The organism is Chryseolinea sp. H1M3-3 (assembly GCF_029360725.1).
GTDB lineage: Bacteria > Bacteroidota > Bacteroidia > Cytophagales > Cyclobacteriaceae > Chryseolinea.
Genome location: NZ_JARKMY010000018.1, coordinates 392,137 through 418,336 on the forward strand (window position 1 = coordinate 392,137; position 26,200 = coordinate 418,336).

Annotated in this window: 30 protein-coding genes; 8 read left to right on the forward strand and 22 right to left on the reverse strand. The window is 40.4% G+C overall.

Translation table 11 applies throughout. The features are described from left to right. Positions 1 to 440 precede the first annotated feature (440 nt). The 7 genes from P2W71_RS25575 to ligD form a co-directional block, all read right to left on the reverse strand. Entirely contained in the window at positions 441 to 653 is a 213-nt protein-coding gene (locus tag P2W71_RS25575) for a GDCCVxC domain-containing (seleno)protein (protein WP_346659976.1), read from the reverse strand. Positions 654 to 662: 9 nt separating this feature from the next. Then, positions 663 to 1,850: a mercuric transport protein MerTP gene (merTP, locus tag P2W71_RS25580; RefSeq protein ID WP_276374264.1), complete on the reverse strand. Its 1,188-nt coding sequence runs from the start codon at positions 1,848 to 1,850 to the stop codon at positions 663 to 665. After that, positions 1,847 to 2,218 carry a metalloregulator ArsR/SmtB family transcription factor gene (locus P2W71_RS25585; protein ID WP_276374265.1) on the reverse strand — a complete coding sequence of 124 codons (372 nt, stop codon included), beginning with the start codon at positions 2,216 to 2,218 and terminating at the stop codon, positions 1,847 to 1,849. Before P2W71_RS25585 ends, merTP begins: the two co-directional genes overlap by 4 nt. Before the next feature lie 352 nt (positions 2,219 to 2,570). Further along, entirely contained in the window at positions 2,571 to 2,819 is a 249-nt protein-coding gene (locus tag P2W71_RS25590; RefSeq protein ID WP_276374266.1) for a hypothetical protein, read from the reverse strand. 416 nt (positions 2,820 to 3,235) lie between these two features. After that, positions 3,236 to 3,703: a JAB domain-containing protein gene (locus P2W71_RS25595; protein WP_276374267.1), complete on the reverse strand. Its 468-nt coding sequence runs from the start codon at positions 3,701 to 3,703 to the stop codon at positions 3,236 to 3,238. Positions 3,704 to 4,031: 328 nt separating this feature from the next. Further along, entirely contained in the window at positions 4,032 to 5,102 is a 1,071-nt protein-coding gene (locus P2W71_RS25600) for a hypothetical protein (RefSeq protein WP_276374268.1), read from the reverse strand. 14 nt (positions 5,103 to 5,116) lie between these two features. Next, on the reverse strand, positions 5,117 to 6,040 hold the full coding sequence (gene ligD, locus P2W71_RS25605) for a non-homologous end-joining DNA ligase (protein WP_276374269.1): 924 nt from the start codon (positions 6,038 to 6,040) through the stop codon (positions 5,117 to 5,119). Between the two features lie 133 nt (positions 6,041 to 6,173). Between ligD and P2W71_RS25610 the strand changes: the two genes are divergently transcribed. The 3 genes from P2W71_RS25610 to P2W71_RS25620 all read left to right on the forward strand — a co-directional run bounded on the left by P2W71_RS25610 (position 6,174) and on the right by P2W71_RS25620 (position 7,089). Next, entirely contained in the window at positions 6,174 to 6,542 is a 369-nt protein-coding gene (locus P2W71_RS25610) for a hypothetical protein (protein WP_276374270.1), read from the forward strand. A 3-nt stretch (positions 6,543 to 6,545) separates the two neighbouring features. Further along, the gene (locus tag P2W71_RS25615; RefSeq protein ID WP_276374271.1) at positions 6,546 to 6,827 is read left to right on the forward strand and encodes a hypothetical protein; all 282 of its coding nucleotides are present in this window, start codon (positions 6,546 to 6,548) and stop codon (positions 6,825 to 6,827) included. 196 nt (positions 6,828 to 7,023) lie between these two features. Further along, entirely contained in the window at positions 7,024 to 7,089 is a 66-nt protein-coding gene (locus tag P2W71_RS25620) for a hypothetical protein (RefSeq protein ID WP_276374654.1), read from the forward strand. Positions 7,090 to 7,324: 235 nt separating this feature from the next. Here P2W71_RS25620 and P2W71_RS25625 read toward each other — a convergent pair whose 3' ends face one another. From P2W71_RS25625 to P2W71_RS25685, 13 genes are all read right to left on the reverse strand, one after another. Beyond that, positions 7,325 to 8,134: a hypothetical protein gene (locus P2W71_RS25625; protein WP_276374272.1), complete on the reverse strand. Its 810-nt coding sequence runs from the start codon at positions 8,132 to 8,134 to the stop codon at positions 7,325 to 7,327. A 28-nt stretch (positions 8,135 to 8,162) separates the two neighbouring features. Further along, entirely contained in the window at positions 8,163 to 8,978 is an 816-nt protein-coding gene (traN, locus tag P2W71_RS25630; protein WP_276374273.1) for a conjugative transposon protein TraN, read from the reverse strand. A gap of 11 nt (positions 8,979 to 8,989) precedes the next feature. Then, complete coding sequence (traM, locus tag P2W71_RS25635; protein ID WP_276374275.1) at positions 8,990 to 10,288, reverse strand: conjugative transposon protein TraM; 1,299 nt, start codon at positions 10,286 to 10,288, stop codon at positions 8,990 to 8,992. A gap of 28 nt (positions 10,289 to 10,316) precedes the next feature. Then, entirely contained in the window at positions 10,317 to 10,817 is a 501-nt protein-coding gene (locus P2W71_RS25640) for a hypothetical protein (RefSeq protein WP_276374276.1), read from the reverse strand. A 23-nt stretch (positions 10,818 to 10,840) separates the two neighbouring features. Further along, the gene (traK, locus tag P2W71_RS25645) at positions 10,841 to 11,458 is read right to left on the reverse strand and encodes a conjugative transposon protein TraK (protein WP_276374277.1); all 618 of its coding nucleotides are present in this window, start codon (positions 11,456 to 11,458) and stop codon (positions 10,841 to 10,843) included. 13 nt (positions 11,459 to 11,471) lie between these two features. Further along, positions 11,472 to 12,647 (reverse strand): conjugative transposon protein TraJ, encoded by a 1,176-nt coding sequence (gene traJ / locus P2W71_RS25650; RefSeq protein ID WP_276374278.1) that lies wholly within the window; start codon positions 12,645 to 12,647, stop codon positions 11,472 to 11,474. A gap of 9 nt (positions 12,648 to 12,656) precedes the next feature. Further along, entirely contained in the window at positions 12,657 to 13,283 is a 627-nt protein-coding gene (locus P2W71_RS25655) for a TerB family tellurite resistance protein (RefSeq protein ID WP_276374279.1), read from the reverse strand. Between the two features lie 3 nt (positions 13,284 to 13,286). Continuing rightward, a complete protein-coding gene (locus P2W71_RS25660; RefSeq protein ID WP_276374280.1) occupies positions 13,287 to 13,925 on the reverse strand; it encodes a hypothetical protein in 639 nt (212 codons plus the stop codon). 2 nt (positions 13,926 to 13,927) lie between these two features. Further along, positions 13,928 to 14,620 carry a conjugal transfer protein TraI gene (locus P2W71_RS25665; RefSeq protein WP_276374281.1) on the reverse strand — a complete coding sequence of 231 codons (693 nt, stop codon included), beginning with the start codon at positions 14,618 to 14,620 and terminating at the stop codon, positions 13,928 to 13,930. A gap of 10 nt (positions 14,621 to 14,630) precedes the next feature. After that, entirely contained in the window at positions 14,631 to 17,114 is a 2,484-nt protein-coding gene (locus P2W71_RS25670) for a TraG family conjugative transposon ATPase (RefSeq protein ID WP_276374282.1), read from the reverse strand. Position 17,115: 1 nt separating this feature from the next. Next, on the reverse strand, positions 17,116 to 17,439 hold the full coding sequence (locus P2W71_RS25675; protein ID WP_276374284.1) for a DUF4133 domain-containing protein: 324 nt from the start codon (positions 17,437 to 17,439) through the stop codon (positions 17,116 to 17,118). Between the two features lie 14 nt (positions 17,440 to 17,453). Further along, the gene (locus P2W71_RS25680) at positions 17,454 to 17,759 is read right to left on the reverse strand and encodes a DUF4134 domain-containing protein (RefSeq protein ID WP_276374656.1); all 306 of its coding nucleotides are present in this window, start codon (positions 17,757 to 17,759) and stop codon (positions 17,454 to 17,456) included. Positions 17,760 to 17,821: 62 nt separating this feature from the next. Beyond that, positions 17,822 to 18,376 carry a hypothetical protein gene (locus P2W71_RS25685; RefSeq protein ID WP_276374286.1) on the reverse strand — a complete coding sequence of 185 codons (555 nt, stop codon included), beginning with the start codon at positions 18,374 to 18,376 and terminating at the stop codon, positions 17,822 to 17,824. Positions 18,377 to 18,702: 326 nt separating this feature from the next. Between P2W71_RS25685 and P2W71_RS25690 the strand changes: the two genes are divergently transcribed. From P2W71_RS25690 to P2W71_RS25705, 4 genes are read left to right on the forward strand one after another with little or no spacing between them, the layout of a single operon-like run. Next, the gene (locus P2W71_RS25690; RefSeq protein ID WP_276374287.1) at positions 18,703 to 19,617 is read left to right on the forward strand and encodes a hypothetical protein; all 915 of its coding nucleotides are present in this window, start codon (positions 18,703 to 18,705) and stop codon (positions 19,615 to 19,617) included. 3 nt (positions 19,618 to 19,620) lie between these two features. Then, positions 19,621 to 20,175 carry a hypothetical protein gene (locus tag P2W71_RS25695; RefSeq protein WP_276374288.1) on the forward strand — a complete coding sequence of 185 codons (555 nt, stop codon included), beginning with the start codon at positions 19,621 to 19,623 and terminating at the stop codon, positions 20,173 to 20,175. Next, complete coding sequence (locus P2W71_RS25700; RefSeq protein WP_276374289.1) at positions 20,127 to 21,479, forward strand: 7-cyano-7-deazaguanine synthase; 1,353 nt, start codon at positions 20,127 to 20,129, stop codon at positions 21,477 to 21,479. Before P2W71_RS25695 ends, P2W71_RS25700 begins: the two co-directional genes overlap by 49 nt. Beyond that, positions 21,476 to 22,099, forward strand: a complete 624-nt coding sequence (locus P2W71_RS25705) for a hypothetical protein (protein WP_276374290.1) — start codon at positions 21,476 to 21,478, stop codon at positions 22,097 to 22,099. Before P2W71_RS25700 ends, P2W71_RS25705 begins: the two co-directional genes overlap by 4 nt. Positions 22,100 to 22,398: 299 nt before the next feature. Here the strand turns inward: P2W71_RS25705 and P2W71_RS25710 are convergent, their stop codons facing one another. Together P2W71_RS25710 and P2W71_RS25715 are read right to left on the reverse strand one after the other, a co-directional pair. Then, positions 22,399 to 23,601: a toll/interleukin-1 receptor domain-containing protein gene (locus P2W71_RS25710; protein ID WP_276374291.1), complete on the reverse strand. Its 1,203-nt coding sequence runs from the start codon at positions 23,599 to 23,601 to the stop codon at positions 22,399 to 22,401. A gap of 25 nt (positions 23,602 to 23,626) precedes the next feature. Continuing rightward, on the reverse strand, positions 23,627 to 24,373 hold the full coding sequence (locus tag P2W71_RS25715) for a phospholipase D family protein (protein WP_276374292.1): 747 nt from the start codon (positions 24,371 to 24,373) through the stop codon (positions 23,627 to 23,629). Positions 24,374 to 24,549: 176 nt separating this feature from the next. Between P2W71_RS25715 and P2W71_RS25720 the strand changes: the two genes are divergently transcribed. After that, a complete protein-coding gene (locus tag P2W71_RS25720) occupies positions 24,550 to 26,001 on the forward strand; it encodes an SEFIR domain-containing protein (RefSeq protein WP_276374293.1) in 1,452 nt (483 codons plus the stop codon). Positions 26,002 to 26,200 lie beyond the last annotated feature (199 nt).

A 26,200-nucleotide genomic window follows, 5' to 3' on the forward strand; every position in this document is an offset into this window, starting at 1 on the left:
AGTTACTGCTAATTAGGAAAGCTTTGGCGGCTGCCAAATAGTGTAAGAGACAGACCTTGGATAATCGAGCCTGATTTTGGAATTATTGTCCGCAATTTTTTTATTGTGTACGTCGAAATGAAAATCGCCTGGATGCGTAATTTGTGAAGTGCAGCAATTGCATATACAGAAGGGCGAACAAAAGTCGATTTCTGTTGGCGAATGTTCATGATTAGAAAGCGATACTTCTGCACCCGACTTTACCTCATCAACGCAAATGGTGCTATCGACGCATGGATAACATGCGCTGAAGGCGATATAAAGTGATAAAATGAGGCTGAAGACTCGCACACCGCAAAAGTAGCATTTTTATTGGAAAATACCGCTAAAATTAACATTGTGAAACCACTCGGTCCAGTATGCTTAAATGCCGCAAGTTAAAATTTGGATGCGCCCAATTCTTACCCGCAGCAGCGAATATCTTTCTGAATAGGCGGACATTTAACACTCCCATAAGAACAGAAAACACAGCAATCTCCCGTTTTAGGTTTTAGAATTGCATGGCATTTTTCACACTCATAAAAATATTGGCACGCATCGCTCCGCATAATCTCTTCTTTTTTGTAGCCGCATTGCGGACACGTGAGCATTGAGTTAAGAATTACGGGGATCATTTTTTACTTCTATAAGGAACTGGTAATGTCAGCTAATCTCTTAGTAAGGTCGCTCCCGCAAAAGTATTTCGTTTGATCTGCCCATGGATGGAGTGATTCGCTTAATTGATGGGCATAGTCAAAGGGTCTCGGAATGGCATTGTTCCATTGAACATCTTTATCGTAAAACATATAGATATCCCAGGCTTTTTCTCCTTTAGGATTGAGTTTTCTAGCAACCATATCGCCAAATTTGTTTTCAGCATCATAGAACTGAACGATAGAAGGATCGTTGAACATGGACGCTGCATAATATGCTTTCTCTTTGCCATCGCTTTTCAGCATGTTAGTCCAGACGATGATAGCCCTTAAATCCTTATCCGATATGTTTTCTATTACTGTTTTTTGCACTGCTTGTGCTCCCTGCAAACACCATCCACACGTAGATGAAAGAATTGCAATGAACCGGACTTTTCCAGTCTCCTTGTTAAAAGCATTTCTTATCTCATCTAAATCTATAAGAACCTTCAGATTTTCATTCTTTTCTTTGGGCACGTCAACTTTCGGCATCGTGCTGCAAGTCTCAGGAGTACACGTTCCTTTCGCGCAGCAATCAGAAATTGTCTTCTCTTGCATAAGCTTTACATTTTGATCAACGGTATATCCTGTCTTATTAATAGCTGCAATAATTTTTTCTTCGTCTACTTTGAGTGGATTATACTCGACAACAGCAGATTTGTTTTCATATGACGCTTTCACTGAGGAAACCCCGGAAAGTTTTTTCACTTCGCCTTCAATATGGTGTTCGCAGCTAGCACACGTCATACCATTAACGCCTAACGAGATCTTTTCGGTTCTCTTCTGATCAGTGTTGGGTGTGGGCTCATTGTCTTGCGATAGGTATTTTGAGTAAGAAGGAAAGGATACAAGTAGCAATGATAGTATGGTTATTGCTCCGAGAAATTTTTTTGACTGAAAAAATGACTTGTTATGGGGTTCACATCCGCAATCATCCTTTCTGTTTGCCTTAAGAGAACTATACCAGACAACGCCCAATAATAAAACAGTTACACCAATGAAGAACGGCCTGAGTGCCTCGAGCCATGAAACAGTCGACACCAAGCCACTTGAGACTCCGATCACACCGAGGATCGGTACAATACAGCAAAGTGATGCGCTTGCTGATGTAAGAACGGTTAACAACACTGAAGCTTTCATAACATTTCCAATACTTTATTATTATTGATCAACTTGAAAACAGGTTTTAATATTTCAGAATATTCCCGACTGATGGAGTAGAAAATTGTTTGCCCCGTTTTTTTCGCGGTTACAATTTTCACGTCTTTCAATTTTCTCAAGTGTTGAGAAATCGGAGAAATATTCATTCCAAGAATATCGCTCAGGTCGCATGGGCAAAGTTGACCTTCCTCCTGCAGCAAGTAAAGGATCTTAATCCTTACATCATTTCCCACAAGACTAAAGGCATTGGCCAACAATACCAGCGAACCATTAACATTTTTAACTTTCGCTCTACACTCTTTTATCTGGTTAATGTCTGCCAGAACGCGGATACAGGTCTCGCTCATATCATATTTTAGTAAATGCTAAAATACTCAAATACCAAGTCCCCTGCAAAAAAAAAATGTCTGGAAATCCGTCAAATATCAGGTAACAGCTAAATTCTTTTGTTCAGTGGATGGGTCACCAGTACTTTTAGAATTAGCGGAACACCCACGAATGATGGAAAAAAATAAAAAAACCATTCTGGAAACATTGACCAGAATGGAAGGTTCTTTCCATTATCGACATAAAAACCCGTTAACAGGAGGATGTAGGAAAATCCCATGCAAATGGTGTGTATTCGGGTCCAATCCTTTGTCTTAGATTTCGCTAGCTTCCGCCCCATGAAGGTGAGACAGAAAGTAAAAGTTCCTATTATCAATAGGTGAACAAGGTGCGCCATCGCATGAAAGAAAGAATCAATACGGTAACGAAAGAACAGGAAATCGACCAAAAATATATTTTACCATTCTTTTTATGTCGAGCTGACGTTTTATGAGCAAGCATTGCCAAAACGCCAGTAGCTACCGCAACAAGCGAGATTATGATATGAACAATTACAAATCCGACGAATACTTTGTCAGTCGAAGGAATTGGAATACCAAATAAATCTGTATGTTCCTCCATTCAAGCAAAGTTAATGAACTATTAGGCTCAATTTCTGCGCGAATAAATCATGTTGCAACAACTTGACATAATACGAAATTCCTTTGTAAGGAAAACCTGATTGCATGGGGAAGTTTCTTCTTCTAGTTTTGCACTATATGCAATCAATAGTTATTTCCGAATTCGGACCTATGATATATATGGTTAAAGCACCCGGAGTTTCATCAACTGAGGAGTTAAAAAAAATTCCTCAGATTTCGGATTTGATAGGTGATCAAGAGTTTGAGTTAAAACAGGACAATCATGGAATTTGGATAATCCGATTCAACTTTAAAAGTAAAAGATAAGCAGCCGTGACATCCGGAAGTAATCATAAACTAATGATAGCCGTAGGCGTCAAAGCAGTGGTTTTAGTGTGAGTGTCAATTGATGAAGGACTACAAGAGCCCTTCATCAGCGAATGAATAATATGCTTCGCTGGTAATGATGATGTGATCTAAAACTTGAATGTCGAGAAGTCTTCCTCCTTCCCTAAGTTTCTTAGTAAGATCCATATCAGCTTGACTAGCTTGCAACGAACCTGACGGATGATTATGTGCTAGTATAATCCCGCTTGCCGCAGCCTTAAGAGCACATCCGAAAATTAGCTTTGGATCAGCAACAGTGCCAGCAATTCCTCCTTGCGAAACTGTGAAAATTCCAATGACTTTATTGTATCGATTAAGGAGCATCATCTTGAATTCTTCCTGAAGTTCGATAAGATCATCATTCCAATATTGTCTAAGAATTTTTTCTGCGTCGTTTGATGACGAAATCTTTGGACGTAGTGAAGCCTTAACTTTGGACTTGTACGAGAGCTGAATCTCTGATACTTCGAATAATGTTTTTTCATTTGTGCTTTCCATAATCATAAGAATTAAATTATGGTGCACCTCAAACGAAGGGTGGCAGGCTTGTCAAAAGGAAACGGAATAAATTTGAAAAAAACACAAGGCCAATGGCTCATTGAATTTTATGCCGTAGTCTTTTGACAAGCCAGTGTATTTGCCACCCGGAGTAGGTTAGCGCCAGAATTTAAATCTGATATGGAAAGAACTTGGTAAATAGGTGAAGTAGAAATTTGCTATCGCCACAAATAGAACTATAAGACAATCAACGAAGCTGATCTGTAGCCGGCCCCTTTGCTGACTTCCGAAAAAGTCAATTTTCTTAGTAAAACTTAAAGTTCCCTCCTTATACTTTTACTCTCTTTGTCACTAGATTTACCAGTTCAGAATTCATTCGAGCCCATTCATCCCATTGCTGCTTGTTACCAACAATGGTCTTCCGGTTCATAAGAGAATCTAAATTGGTCTCAGCTTTACATTTGCAAAACTCTTTTTCAAATTCTTGGATTTCCTGGATGGCTGAAGTGATAGTTTCGTCGTATTTTTCAATGTTTTTATTTAACTCTCGAACAATGACCTTTCGTTGAACTATAGCTACGCTATCGTAAAGTGGTTGTGGCATCATCAAAACGAATTCGCCAATTCTTTCACCCGTTTTTTCAGTTACAAACACAACTGAATTTTTATAGACGTTTACATTTGAATAGGCATATTCAGCAATCGGTTTCAACACCGGATCTCTCAAGACAATTGCGAGCCTAATTTGAAATGCTGCGTCTGATATGTTTGAGAAAAAAGATGAAGACAGGTTATAAGTAAGTAATTCCCGGGTTAAACTTGCAGAATCCTTAGCAACATATTTTACGAATTCCAATGCTTGAGAATTGAATTTAATATACTGCTTCGAAAAGTATGTTTTAAAGTGATAGTCGTATAGAATGGTAGTGTCTTGACGTTCCCCAAAACGTTCATAGAATATTGTAACGGCTATAGGGTAGGAATCTTCCTCGTAGCATCCTCTGCAATCCAAATTTTCTAGGTTGTAATGCTTTTTATAGATAGATGAAAGGCGTGCTTTTAACGAACTGGTCGAGATATTAGTGCCTACACCTTCAAATTCATACGGTGTGATGCCATCCAAAATTTGGATGCGAAGTTTCTGAACGTTGTATGCATCATTGACGGTGGTGATCGATAGCTCATCAATAAGTGCGTTGCTTTCATTTTTTGTGAAACCTATTTTCCAACCCGGTGCAAAGTCGTATGCTCTCCCTTGCTCATTAAACTCGAATTCTTTTCGTGCAATAGAAATCTGAAGCCAAGTTAAAACGACAGTAATCAAGATAAGAACGATACCCACAGTTTGGATTAATGGCTGATACTTCTTAACGAAAGTGTTGACTTTAGTTAACCTCATATAATATTTTCCTTTTATTTATCCTTTCTCAATCCCAAAAACGATGGATGCCTCACATGCCCATCATCCGTAATCTCAACATACTGCACCTGGGCCGTATACTTTGGCTGCGCCCAATGAAAACCCTTTTCCGTTTTCACCGGAGATTTAAGTGGACATTTATCAACTTCAAAAGGCTGAATTTTTGAATACAAATCTTTTAATAACTCATTCTTGAATCCCGTTCCTACTTCACCTGAATAAACTAATTCTCCATCAACTTCCCTTGCAAGCAATAATGCACCAAAGTATTGACGACTTGCTTTTGGATCAGTCCATCCGATGATCTTAAAATCATCTACATTAACGTTCTTAATCTTTAACCACTCTTTCGATCGCTTATCAGGGAAGTATTTACTGTCGATTCTCTTCGCGATAATACCTTCAAGATTGATCTTTCGCGCTTGCTCGAACAGCGCGATACCTTCAGCTTCAACGTGATCACAATACTTGATGATATCACCTTCAGGAAGAATACGCTTCAGCAATTCTTTCCGCTCTATCAATTTCAACTTTGTAAGGTCTTTGCCCTTGAGTTGGAGGCAATCGAACACAATAAATTGAATTGGTAAATTCTGCGTGCTCTTGTAGTTTTGAATGGCCTGGAACGATGGCATTCCATCTCTGAAAACTACAACCTCGCCATCGAGAGTAGCATCTATTTCTAACTTCACCAGCTCGTTGTAAATCTTCGGGTATGCTTTGGCGTATGATAAACCATTACGAGAATAGAACCGGGTATCCTTTCCATTTACCTCCGAGATTGCACGATAACCGTCCCACTTAATCTCAAACAGCCATTTCGGATCATCAAAGGCTGGATCATCACTTAATGTGGCGCTCATTGGCGAGATAAAACTAGATAATTTTACGCCCCCCTCGATTTTAACATACTTCATTCAGCAATTTTGAACAGCGAAAAATACGAACCTTTTGCCGTGCTAAACAGCGGCTTGCAATTTACTCAATTTAATAATAAAAACTAATAATATTAGTATTTACCTTTGCCTAAAATACTAACGTACTTAGGTTATGAAATCAGTCAGAATAGCAAACACCGTAAAACATATTGAAGAGGGCGATGAGCGCATTACCCTTTTCAGGATTCAGGAAATCCTGTCTGAGCATAGATCCACATTGATTATGGGGATACTCAGTGATCTGCCAACTTACCTACAATTTAAGTTTTATACGAAAGTTGACAAGGAGTTGCAGGGGGTCTTGAAAGACAAATTGGTTGACCTTTCAAATTCAAAAGTCAACCTCGACCGCTACCTCGACATCGTGCATGATATTGAAAAGAACAGCAACTATCGCGTCCCATGCCAGGAGTTCTTTAAAGAGATTGATACGCTGCTCGACTCCGCCTTGAATCCGATTCAATTAAAACTTGTAAAGTGACGCATGACGATTAAAGAATTATCAGAATATATTGTACAGCATAAAAACGGAAGAGTACCCTATCCGTATGGAGATGACTTTATTGTTTCACATCATACAAGGACTGTTTTAAGCGAACATATTCATATAACAGAAGCTCATATCCTGGAGAGCTGCGAAAAAGCTTCCAGCTATGATCAATACATTGAGCTATGCAGGCCGCTGGCTAAAACAGATACGGAAGCGTGGCTTCGTGAATGGAATAAGCCTCCTTCGAGAGGACGAACCCGGAGACGATTCAGATAAACAATGAAATTTTTAAATTGAGTTGTACGAGTATCCATCCGAAAGTTCATTTCTTTCAAGTACTAGTGCTCTTAAATCAGCACCGCATTGTTAAAAATTACCGGCCCAAATGGCGCAAAGGAATTCCTTAAAGAAGAAGTTGATCTATGATCTGCCAATGCTTGAAAAAATATAGAAGTCTGTCTGTTCTAAAAATATTTTGCTATTTATTCTTGCTGATTTGTGTGAGATTGGCGGGGGTATTTTGGTGTGGCTGTCTTAAGAAGGTAAGTCATTCTGGTTTGCAATTGTCGGTAGTCTAATCCTAAGTCACAAATTTTTTGCCCTTCAAGGGTCTGTCGTCGAAAAGCCTGAACGTTATCAACCATCCTGAAAAGAAAAATCTGGCAATCCGGTTTTCCTGATTAAAATTTCCAAAGGTTGGCTAAGCTCGCCGGAAAAAATTTGAACGCTAAGGCAATACGTTTCACCGTGCAAGCTTACCAACATTTAGTTTCTTACACTCCTAGTCCCTTTCTAGAAAAGGTTCGCTTTCCTTTATCAGGAGATTCGTCATCTGGTTTTTTATTCAGATCTTTTTTTTGGCCTTCCTTCTTATCCTCACTGACTACTGCTTTTTCCGCCTCAGGTTTAGTTTCCTTCTTTTGATGCTCTTGGAAAACTTTCTTCATCTCAGAGTCATAGATATTCAACGTTTTAAATTGAGGGTTTGCCTCAATGAACATTTTTTGAGTTTTATCATCCTTTACAAAATTTACCTCATGAACATTTCCCCTTTCAAGTGACTGCATTAAGCGTTCCTTGGATTTCATATCGTTCAGGTCATTGATAGGAAGTTTCGCCAGTTCTCTTTCAAGATTATACCCATAGCCTGAATGAAACTGCCTGAACTTATGCCCGCCTTTATCATCTGGCTGATTGAAATCAAGCTGAAGCCAGGCATTAAATTTTTGGCCCTCGGAGTTAACCAGGTCTTTGTTGACGGATCTTCCATTTAATAAATTATATGCTTCCTTCGCAGTGACGCCAGCATTCTTATTGATGTAGAATGATTGGGATTTTTCCGGACCGTTTTCACCAGCTTTGAAGCTAGCGGTATACCTGTTGAAAAAATACATGTCGGCCTTGTCAGATCTTTTAAAGTCCAGACTATACGATACCTTATCCTTTCCGTATGTGTTTACAGTGCCCAATTGAAATTCCGGTTTCTCTGATTTTACATTTTCAGTAAGCTTTTCATTGAGACCTTCACCAAACCCCAGATACTTCAATGCATCTTTAAGGAACTCTAAATTTTTCTCGCTCATAATTGAAATTGTTTAAGTTGTTAATAGATTATTCTTCAGTGATTGTTTTTGCGTTTAGAATTACGGCGTTAGAGGTCTTCAACTTCAAATTTCGTCCGCCATTCTTTTCAAAAAGGTCTATTTCCAAAACCTTAGCATCGGGTATTGTGAATTTTGGGAGGGCATAAACGACGTTAACCCTCGATTTCCCCTTGACCGTTTCTGCGTCGCCGGACAGGAAAATAGGATAAACCTCAATTTCCTGAGTCGCCGTGCGCTTGACCTTCTGTTGGTCGCGGATATAAAATCGCAAAGCATCGATGTCATAATCGACGTTGCTCTTATTCGATATCTGAACCTTATAGAGAATGATATTCTGATTGACATAAATATCTTTTAACGAGATTCTCAGCATGAATTTCTTATCCTTTCGAATACTGCCTCGGGTGTGTTTGTCTAATATTCTTTTTGAAATATTTGAAAGTTGTTCAGCATTGACTCCATCCGGAAAAAGCAACGGACGCTCGTTGGTTTCTCGTTGACTTTTAAGAATGCAAAGTGTTCTTGGATTATCGGAATAGTTGACAGTAAAGTGATGGAGATTCCCATCCGCAGTAATAACCGTAACATTCGTTTCCGGAAAGCTCCGTCGTGCCGCTTTCAGCTGAAGGACATTCTCCACCCCTTTTGCCTTCTGAGCCAGCACTTCTTTGCTTCCGCGATCGACACCCTTGATCGGAAAAGGAAATACAAGACTGGTGGTTTTGCTGTAAGTAATATCAAGTGAGTCATTGGTGACGATTTGACCAAAGCCATTGGTAGCAATAGCAAAACAAATCGCTAAGTATAGCAAACTGGATTTCATGGGATGGTGCTTTAGTTTTTCTTTGTATTAGTGTCTTTCAAAAGAACTCTGTGCCCGGCTTTTACCGTGACGCGAATCATTTTTGATTTCTTGCTTAGAAATCCCTTGGCTGCTTCAATACCAGCGGATGCGGCTTGAACGCCCAATGATGGATCAAGTGTGGTTAGTTCGAGCCCCTGTAGCGTCTGATCAGACGTTTGTTTTGCTGCGTCACGAGCGATTGCTCCGGGAACGTAAATGCCTTCAAGGCCGTCCATATCAAAAACGGAAAGTGACACAGGGTAAATTGAATTACCATGCCTGATGGAGTTGACATTGATTGTTAGCCTCTCACCATTCAATGCGCACGTTCCAAATACAAATTGATTTGCTGGAATAATAACACCGTTGATCCTTACATCTTGCTGTAATACCAGCTTAGCGACTGAACCGGCTATCAAAGTTTGCGTATTATAAACAACGGCTTGTATCGCATTACCTTCGTTTTGTTCTTTTGAAAGTTCATCCAATCCATAAAATCCATTTACAGAATAATTCGGTGGAAGAATTTCGCGGGATATACTATCCAGTGGCAAAATGCCATGGCGATTGTTCAAAAAGCTTACAATATCTTCAGGCATAGCCGGTGAGGCGGATAAAATGTTTTCGTTCGCGGCCTTGCTTTCATCAAGTCTTGTTTTAACACGTTCGGGATGCTGGATATCGAGTATCTTGGTAAGGACATCGTTTATTTCCTTCATCTCTTCATCCTCCTGATCACCACTTTGCATCATCGTCATCATACTTTCCAATCGGTCCACATCACTTGTGAGTGGAGAGATTGCCGGAACGGAATCGTCATTTTCTTTTCCTCCTTCTACGCTAGCCGCCTCCGGAATCGCACTGATATGTTTCTGTAGTTCACGGATCTGTCGGTTAATGCGCTCCTCGTTGTCATCAAGTGCGTGATTTTTCTTTCCGAGTGAAAAATTAATTGAGCCGGCTTCTGATTTTTTGCTTGTGTCCTGGTTGGCCTTCAATGGTGGCAATCGAAAGTAAGGATCGTTCCTTTTTGCTTCATTAAATTTCAACGAGTCTGTCTGCGCTTGCTGATAGAGGCTTAGTTTGTCCCAAGCCTTTGCGTCATCTTTAAATTGGGCATCGGGGAGTTCAAGGAGCAAGCCAGCCTGGTCATCTTTCGTTGTGTGTGCTGCTGTGCCTTTCCCTCCGCCAAGTGCCCAAAATAACAGTGTAAGAAATGGCATCACCATTACGGGTAAAGCCATGATAAATTTTCGTTGTTGAAAAAGCTTTTGTGTTATGCGTTTCATATTTCAATTCTTTAATCGTTACGTTCCATTACAGTTTTAATCCTTTACCTCTTGCAGGAATGAAGTGAAGTTGTTTCTCATACATTTCAAGCTGTTGCCTGCTGATCTGTTCCCAGCCTTTCGACTTGCTATAAGCATCGTCCGAGTATTCGAGTGAACGATTTATATAGGTTTGCCCGTGCTTGTCTACAGCCAGGTAAAATGCCTCGAACTCTCCGTTGACTTCTCCTTTCAGTTTTCCAACCGGAATCAATTGGTCCTCCGGAAGGTCTTTTCCTTTATCACTCATATGGATGTCTTTTGGTGTTGTGATCTTGTCTATGGTTAGTGTGTTTGGTTCCTGATTGGTGCTTAGCGCCTGAATAATCACCGTTAAGCCGATTGAGCACACTGTGATGCCCATAGAAAGCAGGATCACTTTCTTCGTCCTTGTGTTTAAGTCGTTGAACCACCTATTGAATGGATTTATCAAAGTCTTAGTGATTCCGTTCACCTTTTCAGTACTCAAATAGTTCTTTCGTTTTTTCATTGTGTTGGTTGCAGTTTACTGTCCTACCTGTTTTGACTCTTTATATCTTTATTCTCAAGGATATTCCAACGCTCGATCAGAAATCCATGAGGGTTATTATCTGAGCGGGACACGTTGCGCAGATAGCCTTCCGTTATGAGGTTCCTTGTTACGATCGAAGTTGTCCGGATGATCTTTTGCTTAGCAGTGCAGCGGAAATAAAATGGATACTCGTCGATGTCAATTCTAATACTGTCAATGGTTATTTCCTGGCTAACATTTCCGGAAATGATGTTGGCGTAGTAGCTATTCTCCCGGAGATTGTCATGTTGCTTTTGCGCCGAACCATCTGCCAGGTATAAAGCCTTTTGAATATTAGATTGAATGACTTTGTCGTCAGGATGAAGCGTGAAGAAATAATGATGGAACATCTTAACATGATCCCGTCCCTCAACCGGTATGTTATCTTTTCGCTCAGCAGAAAATGCTTCTAAGGCTTTCCCATTGGCAAGAATATAAATACGACCTTGCGTCTCGGTTACGATATCGTAACTCTTATAGATTGTATAACCACATAAGGCAACGCAAGCAGCGATCAGGAAAAGCGAGAATAACCTGACGTGTTTGAAAGCGGTATCGATATTTTTGAATTGTTGAAACATAAGATTGATGCGATTATTTTCCTGATAGCTTATTGTTCATGTAGTGTTCTGGATTAATGTTGCCACCAGTGGCCGTACCTGCTAACTTCGAACCGACGGTCGTTGCAGAACTTCCCAGTATAGACGTCGCACCGCCTACTGTTGTCGAGACCGTTGATTGTGCGCCACCAGAAAAAAGATTCGTCGTTTTGTATAGTAGCGCGTTGGCGCCGCTAGCATGAACGATGTAGTTTGCAATGCTCGGAACCGTAAAGTATCCGACTATTCCGATCACCATGAAGATCAGGTATGCAGTATCCGTAGAGTTGAAAAAGGTATCGCCGTATTGATTTACCTGACGGATATCCATCTTCAGCATGTTCTCCTGGATCTTCCCAATGACGCTTCCGAAGATGTTGGCGACTGGCAGCCAAAGAAAAATATTAATGTAGCGGGCTATCCAGGCGGTAAGCGTATGGTGCAATCCGTCAAACACGGACAATCCAAACACAATGGGGCCGAGTATAGCAAGTACGATCAAATAAAATGTTCTGATCGTATTGATGCAAAGTGCAGCAGCCTCATAAAGAATGTGCAGGATCTCAGACATCCATTGCTTAATGGAATTCCGGAAATTGTACGACGCCTTCGCCATCGCGAACTTGATGTCATTACCAATTCCATCGAGTACTCCTTCTTCTGTTCCATCGGGATGTGTGTATCGATACCATTTATCTCTGTCTCCACCTCCGTCAATTCCAACATACATTTGCCACGCAGGAGTCTTTCTTATTGCTTCTTCTTTTCTCTTCAACAGAAAAGCGATTGACTTATTGGAACCTTCTACCATCGCAGCAGTCCCTGTAACTGTTGGTCTAAGAATGGAATTGATCAACGTCAGCACGGAAGGAAACATGAGGATGGCGAGACCTAAGGCAAACGGCCTTAGCAATGGATAAAAATCAACGGACTCAGCATTGGCAATGTGCCGCCAAACCCTTGAAGCTATATACCAAATGGCGGCAAATGCGGCGAGACCGCGACCGACGTCGATTAACCTGCTGCACAACGGAATCATCTCATCATAGAGTTGATCGAGAACACTTTGAAAGCTTGCTATCTCACCCGTCAGCCCTTGTGCGTGAGTAAAAATTGGCAACAGTTGTCCTACGACCGCCAATAAGGCGGCCTTACATCCTTTATATTTCATATTGGAGATTTAGTCTTCTACCTGATACAACTTTTGTAATACACTTACGTCATTGTTTTCCTTTGCCCGTTGAATGGCAAGCATCTGAGTACTGTTGTTAAAGTACCGGAGAAATGAAATCTTGTCCTCCATGTCTTCGTATATCCTGTCGATCCGTTGAATGCGTTCATCATCACTCATGCGCAGTTTAGCTGCTGTAACGATCATCGCTAATTCCTCGAGGTTTTTGAGACTTTGTTTTACTAGGTAATTGTAGACGTTCGCGATGTACCTGAGCTCATCCGCAGAAAAATTCGGATCGCGTTTGAACCTGTCATATGCTCTTCCATATTCTTTCAAGAGCAATTGCTGATAGCTGATTATATCTGCCACGCGTTTGTAATTCCTTACAGCCGGGTTTACAGCAAACAGGCCATCAAGAAAAACCTGATGAAGTTTATAGTTCCCTTCAGCAATATTCTTAACCCTGTTGTATCCAGCACTCAAGATCTTGTATCCCTTGTACATATTGTCAAGGATCTGTTCGAGTTGTTTCAACTTTTCATAGTTGAGTGCAAGTTGTATAGCCTCCTGCGCCTGCGCATTGCCAATTCTTACTTGAAGGAATAAAAGGGTGATCAATATGGCATATCGCATGGCTTATTTATTTGGGTTTAACTTGCTGGAAGCTTCGATTTCGAATTGTTCTTTTGATCTTTGCAGGATCAACATGCTCGTGGAGTTCGTAAACGACTTTGCAAAGGCATATTTGTCCTTCATGTCTTCATAAAGGGCATCAATAGCGGCCAGGCGCTCGTCGTCTTTCATTTCTAAGGTGCGGTCGGAAACAATTTGAGTAAGAACTGAAAGGGACGACTCGCACTCGTCTATTAGATTGGCACAAACCTCTTCAATGTATTTGATTTCGTCAGGTGTAAGTTGATTATCCGAATTCTGTCTTAGTTTTCGAAATTCGCTTACGATCTGATTCTGATAAGCGACAATCAAAGAAACCTTAGCAGAATTTCTTACGGAAGCGTTTACAAGTTTGAGCGATTCGAAATAAGTCGAGTGATCTTTAAAATTCCGGTCCTTAATATCACCGACAATATTTAATCCCTTTTTAGCGATATCATAACCATCCTTCAGGTAGCCCAAATACACTTTCAAGGCAGCGATTTGCTGAATAAGATATTTCCGCTGCGTGCTCTTCTGCCTGAACCATTCCTGGAATGTCTGTGCTTCTACATGCTGACTCATGCACGCAAGTGTTAGTATTAAAGCAACTACTCTTCTCATATTCATTCAATTGGAAGCCCGTACAACCTTTTTATACTTTCAATCTCATGCTCATCCTTCGCACGGCTAATACTTAACCGAATGTTCTCCGTATTGAATTGCTTGAGATCATGCAGATTTTTCTCAATCTCGTTACCCGCCTTTTCAATGATCTCCAACCGTTTTGCGTCCGTCATTTGCGTTTGAAAAGAATTGATCACAAGCAGCAGTTGATCCAGGTTTCGGGCGCTCTCATTTAGAATGCCCGTGTAGACGTCATACATATACTCGATCTCTGGCTTTGAAAAGTGTTTATCGTTTTTGATCACTTCCCAGGTTCGTGAGTATTCGTCCACCAGTTGTACCTGTCGTTCCATGATCTGCTTGATCCGCTGGATCGTCGCAATGGCATTTCGAACCTTCCATAGCTCTTCGTAATACTCCTGGTAGATCTTCCGGTGTTTTTCAGTCCACTCCGCGATTTCGGTAAGCTTTAGTTCATTGAGCTTATTCTCCAAAACTTTCTGCGCATTCTGCAGCCAAATCGTTTTGTTTTGAAGCCGTTGTATCATAAGATCAACCGCTTTGATTACTTTTTTAACCGCTGCTTTTATGATCTTGGCGATAGCAATGACTATCGCACCATCAGCTTGAGGCGCCGGAGTCACAAAAGTTAAAGCCAACACCATCAGCAGCATTTTGATTTTAATTTTCATTGGATCATGTTTAAGCTGCCTCTTTTCCGGATCTCATTTCATTTGCTAATTCGGCTATACCCTTACGAATATCTCCGCCCCATTTCTTTGCATACTCCTGCACCTTTACTTTCTCGGACTCCTCCGTTGTATAAGCCAGGTATTCTTCAAGCGACACTTCAGTTGCGTAGACCTTTGAATGAACGCCTCCAAGACTGATGAATACTTCTTTATATTTTCTGTTCGGATCGTTGCTCTTGTTCATAGAAAGGACAAGTGCCTTTTCCTTTTCGGTCAAGCCGAGCAGTTCCTGGATCTGTTCGAACTTGTTTTGATATTTGCTTTGATCGAGAAGGATCTTACAATCGGAATTATTGATGATCGCCTGTTTTACAATTGGAGAACTGATGATGTCTTCCACCTCCTGAGTCACGACGATGGCCTCACCAAAAAACTTCCTCACTGTTTTGAAAAGGTATTTGATGTATTCCGCCATCCCTTCCTTCGCAATTGCCTTCCATGCTTCTTCAATCAGAATCATTTTCCTGATTCCCTTCAGCTTTCTCATTTTCGAAATGAACACTTCCATGATAATGATCGTGACGACGGGAAAAAGAATGGGATGATCTTTAATGTTATCGAGTTCAAACACTATAAACCGTTCCTGCAGGAGTTCAAGATTCTCAGTTGCATTCAGGAGGTAATCGAACTCGCCACCTTTGTAGTAGGGACGGAGCACATATAAGAAGTTTTCAACATCAAAATCTTTTTCCTTTACCTTGTCCTCTTTCAAAATGCGGACAAAGACATCGCGAAGAAATTCATAGAACGTATTGAAGCATGGAAATATCTGACGATGCGTTTCGAGGAATTTATAATACGTCTGCAATGCAATGGATAAGGCGACATACTCGGAACGGTGGAATGTTTCATCATCTTTTTTCCAAAGCGCAAGCAGTAGGGTCTTTATGCTTTCCTTTTTTTCTGTATCCAATGAATCACCTTGTGCTATGAAGAAGGGATTGAACTTTATCGGATTGGTCTCATCATAGGTGAAGTAATACCCATTGACAAGATCACAAAGTCCCTTGTAAGAGTGGCCGACATCCACTAAGACAATATGTGTTCCTTGTTCATAATAAGAACGAACCATGTGGTTAGTAAAAAATGATTTGCCACTACCGGATGGTCCAAGTATAAATTTGTTCCTATTGGTACAGATGCCCTTCTTTACTGGTTCATCTGATATGTCGACGTGCACTGGTTTCCCCGTTAATCGATCTCCAAGGCGAATACCCATGGGACTAACGGAAGACCTGTAGTTGGTTTCCAGATTCAGAAAGCAAGTTGCCTGCTCAGCGAACGTATCGAATGTATCGTTCATTGGGAAGTCAGCCTCGTTGCCTGGAAGACCGGCCCAAAAGACTTGTGGCGCTCCATCTGTTTCTTGTTTAGCGATGGCGTCCATTTGCGCCAAGGCAGAAGAGACTTGTGTCTTAAGTTCCTTTAATTCCTTTTTGTCATCGGTCCAGACAAGCACATTAAAGTGTGCCTTAACAGGAAACCGTTGAAGCGCGACGATCTCATTCAAGTAATCTGCCGTGGCATCTTTACTGACAGCATTCTCCCTTGAATATGCCGCTAGGGACTGAAGCCTTAGCCGCTTGCTTTCCAGTCGCTTGATCGTCTTATGAGCGTCTTCGATAAAAATGTACTGGTTGTAAACATGGTTACAGCTCAAAAGTTGTCCGAGGCTGGAAGCGAAGCCGACACTGAATTTCGTCCGGTCAGTCGAGTATTTATCGAAGTTCATTCGTGAACCACACAAAGCTGGAAGATCTTCAACATCTGCCAATGAAAATAATTTGCATTTATCTTCCCCAATGACAATTCCATCTTTGAATGAAATATCCTTGATCATCGGCACAGCGCCTTTCGGTTGCAGGAAACAATATTGCTCAAGCAAACCAACCTCATAACTAGAGCCAGTCAGTTCGTTGTCATTAAGTCTTCTTAACTTAACAAAGCCACTGTCTTGTAGTATCCGCTCGAATTGTCCAGCACTGTCCAGGAATTCCTGGAGTAATTGTGAGCTTACCGTTTCGTCCGGCACAACTTTACCGCTAGTCAGGCTGGCCGAAAGTGATGTTACGCTTTTACGATCAGCGGGCTTTCGCGTAAGCATGATAAAACAGCTATGATCCAAATATGGTCTTTCGTTGAAGAACCGTTCACTTGAATTTGAAAGAAATGACAAGAACTTATCGTTAAACACACCTTCGAAATGTTTTGAAAGAAACCAATCTTGCTTATGGAAGATGGAATTAACCGAAAGCACCTTAATGGCCTTGACTAACGTTTGGTGATAGGCTTCGTATTCCTGATCCGAAAGCGTAAATATTTCTGGCAATTGAACTTCAAAGGCAAGTGTGATATCGCCATGCTTTGACAATATGCAGTCGTACTCGACTTTGTAAACTGGAAAAACATCCGTCAATGTTGTGAGCTTCGGCATATCAAATTCGGTTGAGGTGAAGAAATGTCCTGCGGGAATTGCACGTAATGACGAAAGGAATTTTTCGTTTGGCTGCGCGCTTCATGAGACCATATTGTCCGTAGCGACTGCTCAGCCGAAAGACGTGAAGAAATAACCACGTGCCAAGAGTGCCAATGAGTCCTAAACAGATGAACATGTCTATACCAATGATGTACAGGATTGCAAACATGACAAGCAACACAACCAGGCCTGCCGCCAGATATCCGATGTATTGCGCCTTCAATCCTTTGAATTCAATCGGCTTATTAATGCCCTTGTTAATTTTATATACACTTGTCGCCATGATTGATAAAGTTTTTACATTCCAAAGAAAGACCGGAGTACGGTTGCCACAATCACCAGGAACACGCAGCTGCCAAACCAGGATGCAGCAACCTTTCCCGTATCCGGTTCACCTGCGTTCCATTTCTGATAGACCTTTACTGCTCCAACCAGTCCGAGAACAGCGCCGATAGCGTACATGAGCTGAGTGCCAGTGTCAAAATAACTTCGAACCCGTGTAGTTGCCTCGTTGATTCCAGCATTTCCATCTTGAGCGTAAGAGACAGCATATGTAAGCACATAAACTGTGAAAGCGATTCCAAAGGCTTTACCTTTTCGCATCATACTTTTTGTTTTAATTTTCATAGTTGTTTTTGTGTGTCGTTAGTTTATTATTTGTTAGTTCAAGATTCTTGCGGCCACCATGATTTGATTTCAGACATTTCAAGTTGCAGCGCAAGTTGATTTTTGCAATGGTCATAGATGACCAGGTCAATTGCTTCCTGATATTTCGTGGCTGATAGGTGGAGGTAATTTTTTAGTAGTGATTGAAAAGCCGACGCCGCGTCTTCTCCGTTGCCTTTGCTCTCGGCAATCATGTCTGAGATAACTTTTATTTCCTGGAGCAGGTCGGAAACAGTTCCAATTAATAAGGCGTCTTCTAGATATTTAGCAGCTGTATTACTTGCATTTTCTGAAATAGAAATTTCCGTTGAGCTGACTACTTTTTGATTCGATGAAATGGTTTCGCTGGGTTGTTCATTCTTAATTGCACCCATCAGATTATCGAGACCAGTGCCTGCTGATTGAGGATCCGTCTTTACAGAACGAGTTTTAAGAGCTTGGATTTTTTGTGTGATGTCCTTTGAATAAAGGAGAAGGATTGAAATAGCATAATAGCTACCAACGGCTACGATGACGGTGTAAAAAAATTGTTGCCAGGAAATTGAATTGAGCATTGCTTCTGTGTTTGCTTACGGAAGCAAATATTTTAACTAACTATTGGTGCGATTCACAAGAGTATATAAAGATGGGAAACATATTTTGAGGCTGACATCAAAAATCTCCAGGGTGAAAGAACTGAAAAGTAATTAGAATCCTTTTTTTTAATATGTTGCATAAGTGCTCTTTCATAAGGGCCTTCACAAATTTGAGGTAGTAAAGGTATTACCTGGGCAATTGATTTGTAGTTGAGTTTTTATTACTTTGGCATTGTTGTGTGTAATTCCAATCCTGGCCATTTTTTTATAAATGGCCCAAGTCAAAGAGCGCAACGATTAGCTTAATGCAAAAAGAAGAGCTATCAAATCTTATCTGTACTCTCACAATTAATGGCTTCCATTTGGGAAAAGTTGAGCGTTTAACGCCGGACAATGTGATAGTGAATTGTCATAAGTACGATAAACTTGGCGGACGCGTAAACTATAGTATTCTTTTGTCTGAGGACAAAGCAGAATCAGCTTCTTGTGATTCACTATGGAGAATGGAATCGAACGGGGAAAACTCCAAAGCAATCTTAATTAACGATTACTTTGCCTCCGCAAGATTTGATTCTTACACCAAAGCGAGGTTCTTCGACACCCTTGGCGGAATGGTAAATACAGGGTTAATCTTAATTCCCAACTTGTCAGAAATTTTAAACCAACTTGGTCATAATGTATTACCCTTGGGGCTGATAGGCAAACCAGATGACCTCCACGAGCTTTATGTTAAAGAATGTTTACAATTTATAATGGCGTCTCCGGTGAGGCGCTACGGTATCGATAGGGCGTTTCAAAAATTACCTGACGGAGTTGTGCTCGGTAAGGAAAGAATACTAATTCCTATTGACTCTAAAGCATATTCCAATGGCTACAGCATATCCGCGGACGACATCAAAAGATTTGCCTTTTATTGCACGGATTTCAGACAAAGATATTCCCATGACTACGGTCCTGTTTATTCTTTTCTCGTTATAACGGGAACCCTTTCTGACTCAGGAGAATCAATTTCAAATAGGTCTAATGAGCTTTACAATGAGTGTAATGTCAAGTTGAATTGCATTGAAAGTAAAGTGTTGGGGTTAATGGTTGAAGCGCTTAAAAACGAGCCCCACCTTAAAAGCGCATTGAACTGGAAAAACATTTTTTTGAAGCCAACGATTGAACTTAAACAATTCGAGATCGAATTAGATCGAATCCGAAAAGATAAAATTCTTTAAAACATGGGAACATCAGTCAGTCAACCCTCACCACGCAATACAAATTGGCGACGAGTTTTTGTTTGTCACGAAGACGGAAGTATTCCGGAAAGTCGTGTAGTTAAGGAGGTCTGGCGTGCCACTGAAAAGGAATCCATATCAACTGAGATAAAGTCCAGGGTTATTTTTGATTGCTACAAGGCCGTTCGTGAATCAAAGAATATACCCGACGCCATTCAAAAATTTCAGCGCTCAATAGTTGAAACAAAAAGTAATTCCATCGTTGCTGAATTTGCAAGAAGGGCAATTCCGTATGCATTTCAATCGAAAAGTAATCCGTCCGGACAATGGGCAAATTCTCTCTTTTCAGAAATAACAAGTTATATCGTTTCGCGAGATGCATCGGGATTTGTCGGAGAAAAATTCCGAAATACAACTGTTGGTTCATTGGTCGAATACAAAAAAAATATTTCAGCCACGATCATTAAAGCAATGGGCTCTCCACCAGGCGAGATAAAAACAATTAGGCAATGGGAGAAATTCGTCGACGCATCAATATCAAAATTAAAATCCTCCTAGTTATGGCCACGAATACTTATAGAATTAAGGTTGGTGAGGACGGCAAGGGCTTTGATTTTCATTTAGTGCCCGGTAAAAACCTTTATACTGGATTCAAACCTTTTGAAAAGGAGTTTAGTACGCCCAATTCTTTAGAGGAGGATGTGCTAAATCTTGCGGCAGGCGTTTACGGCGCGGATCTTATAATTAAAAGGCAGGAACGCGAGCAAAACATTCGTTCAATAGAGTTAACAATTGACGTGGTTAATCTGCATGCGTTTGAAAGGGTTAAAAAAAATATTGAAAACGCCCTGTTCATAGTCAGTAGGGATAATTGGACGCTGAAGTTTATCCAGAAAGCTGGTGCAGCGGTTTCGACCTTTGATTGGACAGATAAAGCTGGGTCAGTTTTGTTATTCTCTGGAGGTCTTGACTCGCTGAGCGCTGCAATTAAATTTCTTTCGGAAAACAAAGATGTTGTTCTATTAAGCCACAACTCCAAGGGTAATGCCGTGGTTGACGAGAGCCAAAGAAACGTACACCAATCCCTCGAAGACTTTTTCGAAAGAAGTGTTAGACATATTCATATAACGGTTTACGGTCGAAAATCTGAAGGTCTAACGTTTACAGAAGATAGGGAGAACTCGCAACGAACCCGATCATTTCTGTTTTTAACATTAGCGACGTTGGTTACGAGGCGATGCGGTTTTAACAAGGTACTTTTTATGGCAGAGAATGGGCAATTTGCGATTCATCTACCGTTAAATCAATCTCGGGTGGGGCCGTTCTCCACTCACACCGCAGACCCACATTTTGTGGAGGAGGTTAAGGGCGCTTTTAGACAGCTCCTTAGTAATCCGAAATTTGAAATTGAAAACCCTTTTTTGTACATGACGAAAGCGGAGGTTGTTGAAATTATACCAAAATCATTTAGAGGCAACTTAAAATATTCAGCTAGCTGTTGGATGATTTCACGAACTCCAGAGCATAAGCATTGTGGTTATTGCGTACCGTGCATTTCACGTCGTATTGCACTAGAATATCATGGCATAAATATTAGGGAGTACGACTATGACGTATTTGGAGCAGACTTAAATGCGCTATTGAGCGATGATGACCGAAAGCGCAATATCACCGACTACTTAGAATTTATCTCAAAGTTTAAAAAAGTTACGGCTGCCAATAAAGATCAAATCTTAATGGAGTTCCCGGAATTGTACAATCCGCATATAAACGTCGATTCGGCCTTAGAACTTTACGGAAGGGTTTCTCAACAGTCTTATAAAGTACTCGACGGTTATCCAACTATTAAAAAAATCCTATGAAAAGGTTTTCAATATCACGACTCGAAGAAGCCAGACGTAATCCCGCCGAATTTGGCAAGTTACTTAATTCAGAGACAAAAAATGGTGGGATGAGCTTTTCGAAGTATATGGCCTGGCAGCATACATTATTTCGCTTTCACAAAACCAAAGACCTGCCTGAAACTATAAATTATTTTGAGTCACTTTTTTGGGGCAAGTTCGTGGACAATCGAGCCAATAGAAATCAATACGAAAAATTTCTTGAATCACTGAATGCGTACATAAAGGACCATGACAAAAATAAATACAAGTATATTGATGGAAGAGTCAAGATGGACATTAAACTTTCAGAGAAAGTAAAAATAACTGGACAGATACCTATCGTTAATATGAGCCCGGTGGGTTATTCAGTTTTTTTCTTAGTACGAGGTCGCGATGACTGGGAGGAAGAGCTAAAATTCCCTGTAGTTCAAAACTACCTTTCCGAAAGCTTCGGCGTTAAGTTGTCTGAGGTGGAGGTTGGAGTGTACGACCTGGAAAAAGAAAAGCACATTTGTAAAATTTACTCCGCGCGTGACGTAAGAGAAGCAAATGTCGAACTGATAAAAATTGGCCGAATTATTTCCTCAAACTTAATTTAGGCATCGAACTCATGAAGCATGAGATCAATCAATACCGTTTATCGCGTTAACCCTTATCCGCAGGTTCAACAATGCGAGCATATGTTCGTTACCACAGGTATTTCGTCGCATGGTTCACGACTTACTCTAACTATATAGATTCGGAATATTTGAAGCCGTTCAAAAGGCAAATTGAAAATCGCTAAGGTTTAATGGGCGTTTCAGTTTTCCTCACAAATTCACGAGGAGACATACAATACCGTATGACATCATCTCATCAAAAATCATGTTGCAAAAAAGTTCAATACCTGTACACAACGCTAACGCCACCTAGTAACAGCGGGATGATTTCGCAAGCTTCTGGTAAATTCTCGAAGGGTGTTCCTGTTCACTTCAATTTCTCCTCTATCCAACTTCTCACAAAAGCCTATCGTCTGATCGGCATTGTATCCAAGTTTGTGATAATCTGAAACTAGGAATATCCAATGGGCGTTCTCGCTCCTAAGTCGAGGCTCAACATCAAGCTCGCTCAAATCAATTGTCACGCCGCCTAGCCTTGCATAGCCACTCAACCTTTCGTTGTCACTCACGATCGTGCCGTCGCGAGTAATACCGACCATGAAGCTGATTCCACCGACATCAGAAACCACTCTATACCCCTCCAGACCGTCACTCTTTATGAGGATGAAGTCACTCGCCAACCCACTGTCCATACAAACCCACATATCTGAAATCTTTATTTCCCAATTCCAGCCGCTAATAAACCACGTTCCTGAAGGCGATCGTCTGATACGTTCAACATAAGAATCACCACCTTTGAACCTATACCAAAGTTTGTTGAGAAAATCTGAGTTGCTCAAGTCCGTCATTATCTGCGTTTGTAATCCTGCATCTTCAATCCGATGGATGCCGTCGCTCAAAGCAGGAATCGCCTTAACGATGATCTTGTGCAACGGATACAAGACATCATCCCAACACGAATCGTTAGGATCCTGTTTATCGAAAGTAATGCTGGACGATTTGGTGGACGCTTGGTGTCCTGAAATCTTTTCGAGAAAGGCATCCACGCCTGCATCGAGTCTTGACAGATTGTAATTGGAATTTAACTTTTGTTTATTGTCTTCTACAAAATGGAGTATGTCTTTCTTTACAAAAATCTTCAAACCCAATTTGTTAACGTTGAGGAAGCCGACGTCACTGAATTCTATGTCGGGGAGTAGAAGAAATATTACCGACTCTGGTTCCAATGTCGCCCAGGCTGCGCCGACTTCGTTCAGACAGACTTCACTGTCTTTGTAGTTGCGCGAGATAAACAATAAGGCAATCACGGAATCGTTGATCTCCTTTCGCAACCTTTCAGGTATATATTGACCGCTATGCACGCCATGTCCCTCCATACTTGAACAGAAAATCCTATCTGCGGTAATATCAAGTCCAAGTCTCAAAATGTGGTCCACAAAGAATCTTATATAATCAATGTCTTTTTGCGAATGGCTGATGAATATTTTTGTTTTTTCGCTCATACGGATAACGATGTGTGAAAAGATCTCATAACCGATAAATCTCCTTTGCCTTCTTCCAATTCTTCTTCATAATGGGCGTAAGCATGCTAGTCTCGCCGTTAGACGGTTCGCCAGAAAAATGACAGAATTTTTCACGGTAGTCCGGATTTCCATACTCATTCCATTTCTTGTAGCCTTCTGTACTGAATGGCTTTTCAATGTTGAAGGGGATCTCTACCCCGGTCCTGATGCAGTATCCTAGACCGACCTTAATATTAGTCTTCGATTGCTGAGCTGCAACAGCTTCAGATTTAGATGGTTTTGCAACTTTTTCATGTTGCGTTGAGGGCAGTTCAAATGGTTTGTCATCGCTGTTGTCTTCAATGAACTTTATTTTCTCCAAGGCCTTGTTATAAATTTCTTCGTCGTTGGGGTTGTTCTTATCAAACAATACACCCATTTCCTTATTATTGATCATAGAGTACTCGTAGAAATTCATTGAGCCAAGGATCAATTTGTTGTCATTTGCATAGGCCTTAGCGTGGAGATTTTCGTGGAATTTCAGATAGACAAATCTTAATCCAGTAAGAAACTGTAATTGCTGCGGAGTCAAATCCGATTTACCGTAAATAATGATAGTCTTCTTTTCGTTCTTGTTTCTGGAATTGACTAGTTCTTGAAAGTCCTTTGAGAGCTTTAGATAAGGGCTAACTAGATATAGCGTTTTATCTGCTTCTCGGATTAACTCCTCAAGTTCTGATGAAATTTGCTTGGTTGTAAGAAATTTAGCCATTGGCGACGGAGATTATTTTACACAAAAAAAGCGAGGATGATTGATAGACACCTCACCCCGCTCCCAGCTAAATTTAAGGCTTTCTCAACTTTTCCCAAAAAATCCTTCATTATACTGTGCAGATACCACCCTGGTATTTCAACTGAAATACTGAAAAAAATGAAAAAAGTTAGACCTTGACAAAAAATATAGCGCTAGTTATGGTCAAGCCTGATTCACCCAAGGTGTTTGTTTCGTATAGTTGGACTCCTGCTCAACACCAGCAGAAAGTTATAGAATTTGCTAAGCAACTATCTGCTGATGGAGTTCATGTCATAATTGATGTTTGGGACCTAAACACTGGGCAGGACAAATATCATTTTATGGAAAGAATGGTCAATGACTCGTCGGTAAAGAAGGTTCTACTAATTTGTAACAAAGACTATGCAGCAAAGGCGAACAACCGAAAAGGTGGCGTCGGTGACGAAAGCCAAATCATTACAACAGAAATCTATTCTTCAGTAGAGCAGACAAAATTTATTCCGGTAATCTTCGAATTCGATGAAAGCGGACACGCATATATGCCAACGATGATTAGCAATAGAATTTACATCGATTTGTTTCACGAAGAAAAATATTACGACGAGTATCAAAAGCTGTTGAGGGACATATATGGGAAACCATCTTCAACTCGACCACCAATAGGTGATATGCCGGTATTTCTAAAGATCGACGAGCCAACATATTTGCCCACCTCCAATAAAGTCAACATTCTCAGGAACGCAATAGTAAACGAGAAACAAATTGTCCCCTATTTGATTCAAGATTATTTGGACACGTTTCTTCGATGTGCTACAGGTTTCGAAATTCCAATCAACATACTGAACGACAATAACTACATCGAAGAAATCGAAAAGAAGATAACCGAGAGTAAGTATTTAAGAGATGACTTTATCGAATTTTTGGATTTAGTTGTTTCCTATTCCAAGTTTGATAAAGATCAAATACATATTTTTTTGGAAAAGTTCACAAGCTTTATCGTTAATTTGGAATGTTTGGAAGGCAGCCATTATACTTTTGGATACATGCGATGTGATGCAATTCTATTTTTCTATCATGAATTCTTTTTACTTCTGACATCTTACCTGAATGCGCGTGAACAATATATAGAGTTAGCACATATTTTGCACACACCTTTAATAATTGAAAATAAACGAAGGAACAAATTTGAAGAGACTAATTTCCTTGTATTTCGAAATTATGTTAGAAGCCTGAACGAAAAAAAGAAAAAGAAATTTAACCTTAATACGAATAGCGTTGTTTCTGACATGTTTAAGGCAAGGGTAAATAACCGAATTACATGGGACAATATTTTGGAAGCTGATAAATTATTATACTGTATTTCGTTATTGTTTTATGGAGACGACAAGTTCTATTGGTATGCTGAAACAAGTGAATATTATGTGACTCCAATACTTACAAAAACTTGTTCCAAAAGGTTTTTCGACAAGGCAAAAGTTCTATTTAAAGTCGATACCAAGGAAGGACTTCTTAAATCCATTGATGCCATGGAGAAAAGAACTAACAACAACGTGGCTAATTCGATTCGGCAAATATTAAAAGTAAATGAAATGTGTACGATAAGCTGACATTGGTCGACAATCACCCAATAACAGAATTTCTAACCTTTGATCAATATTTTGAAATAGTCGAAATACTCTTACCCAACAGGATTGCTCTGTAGCTTGTGAAACTTATTTTCAACGGGCGACTCCTAGACGCATAACCTTAGCAACTTATATTAATCTCAGATATCATACTTTTCATAATTATTTTAGTGAAATGCGA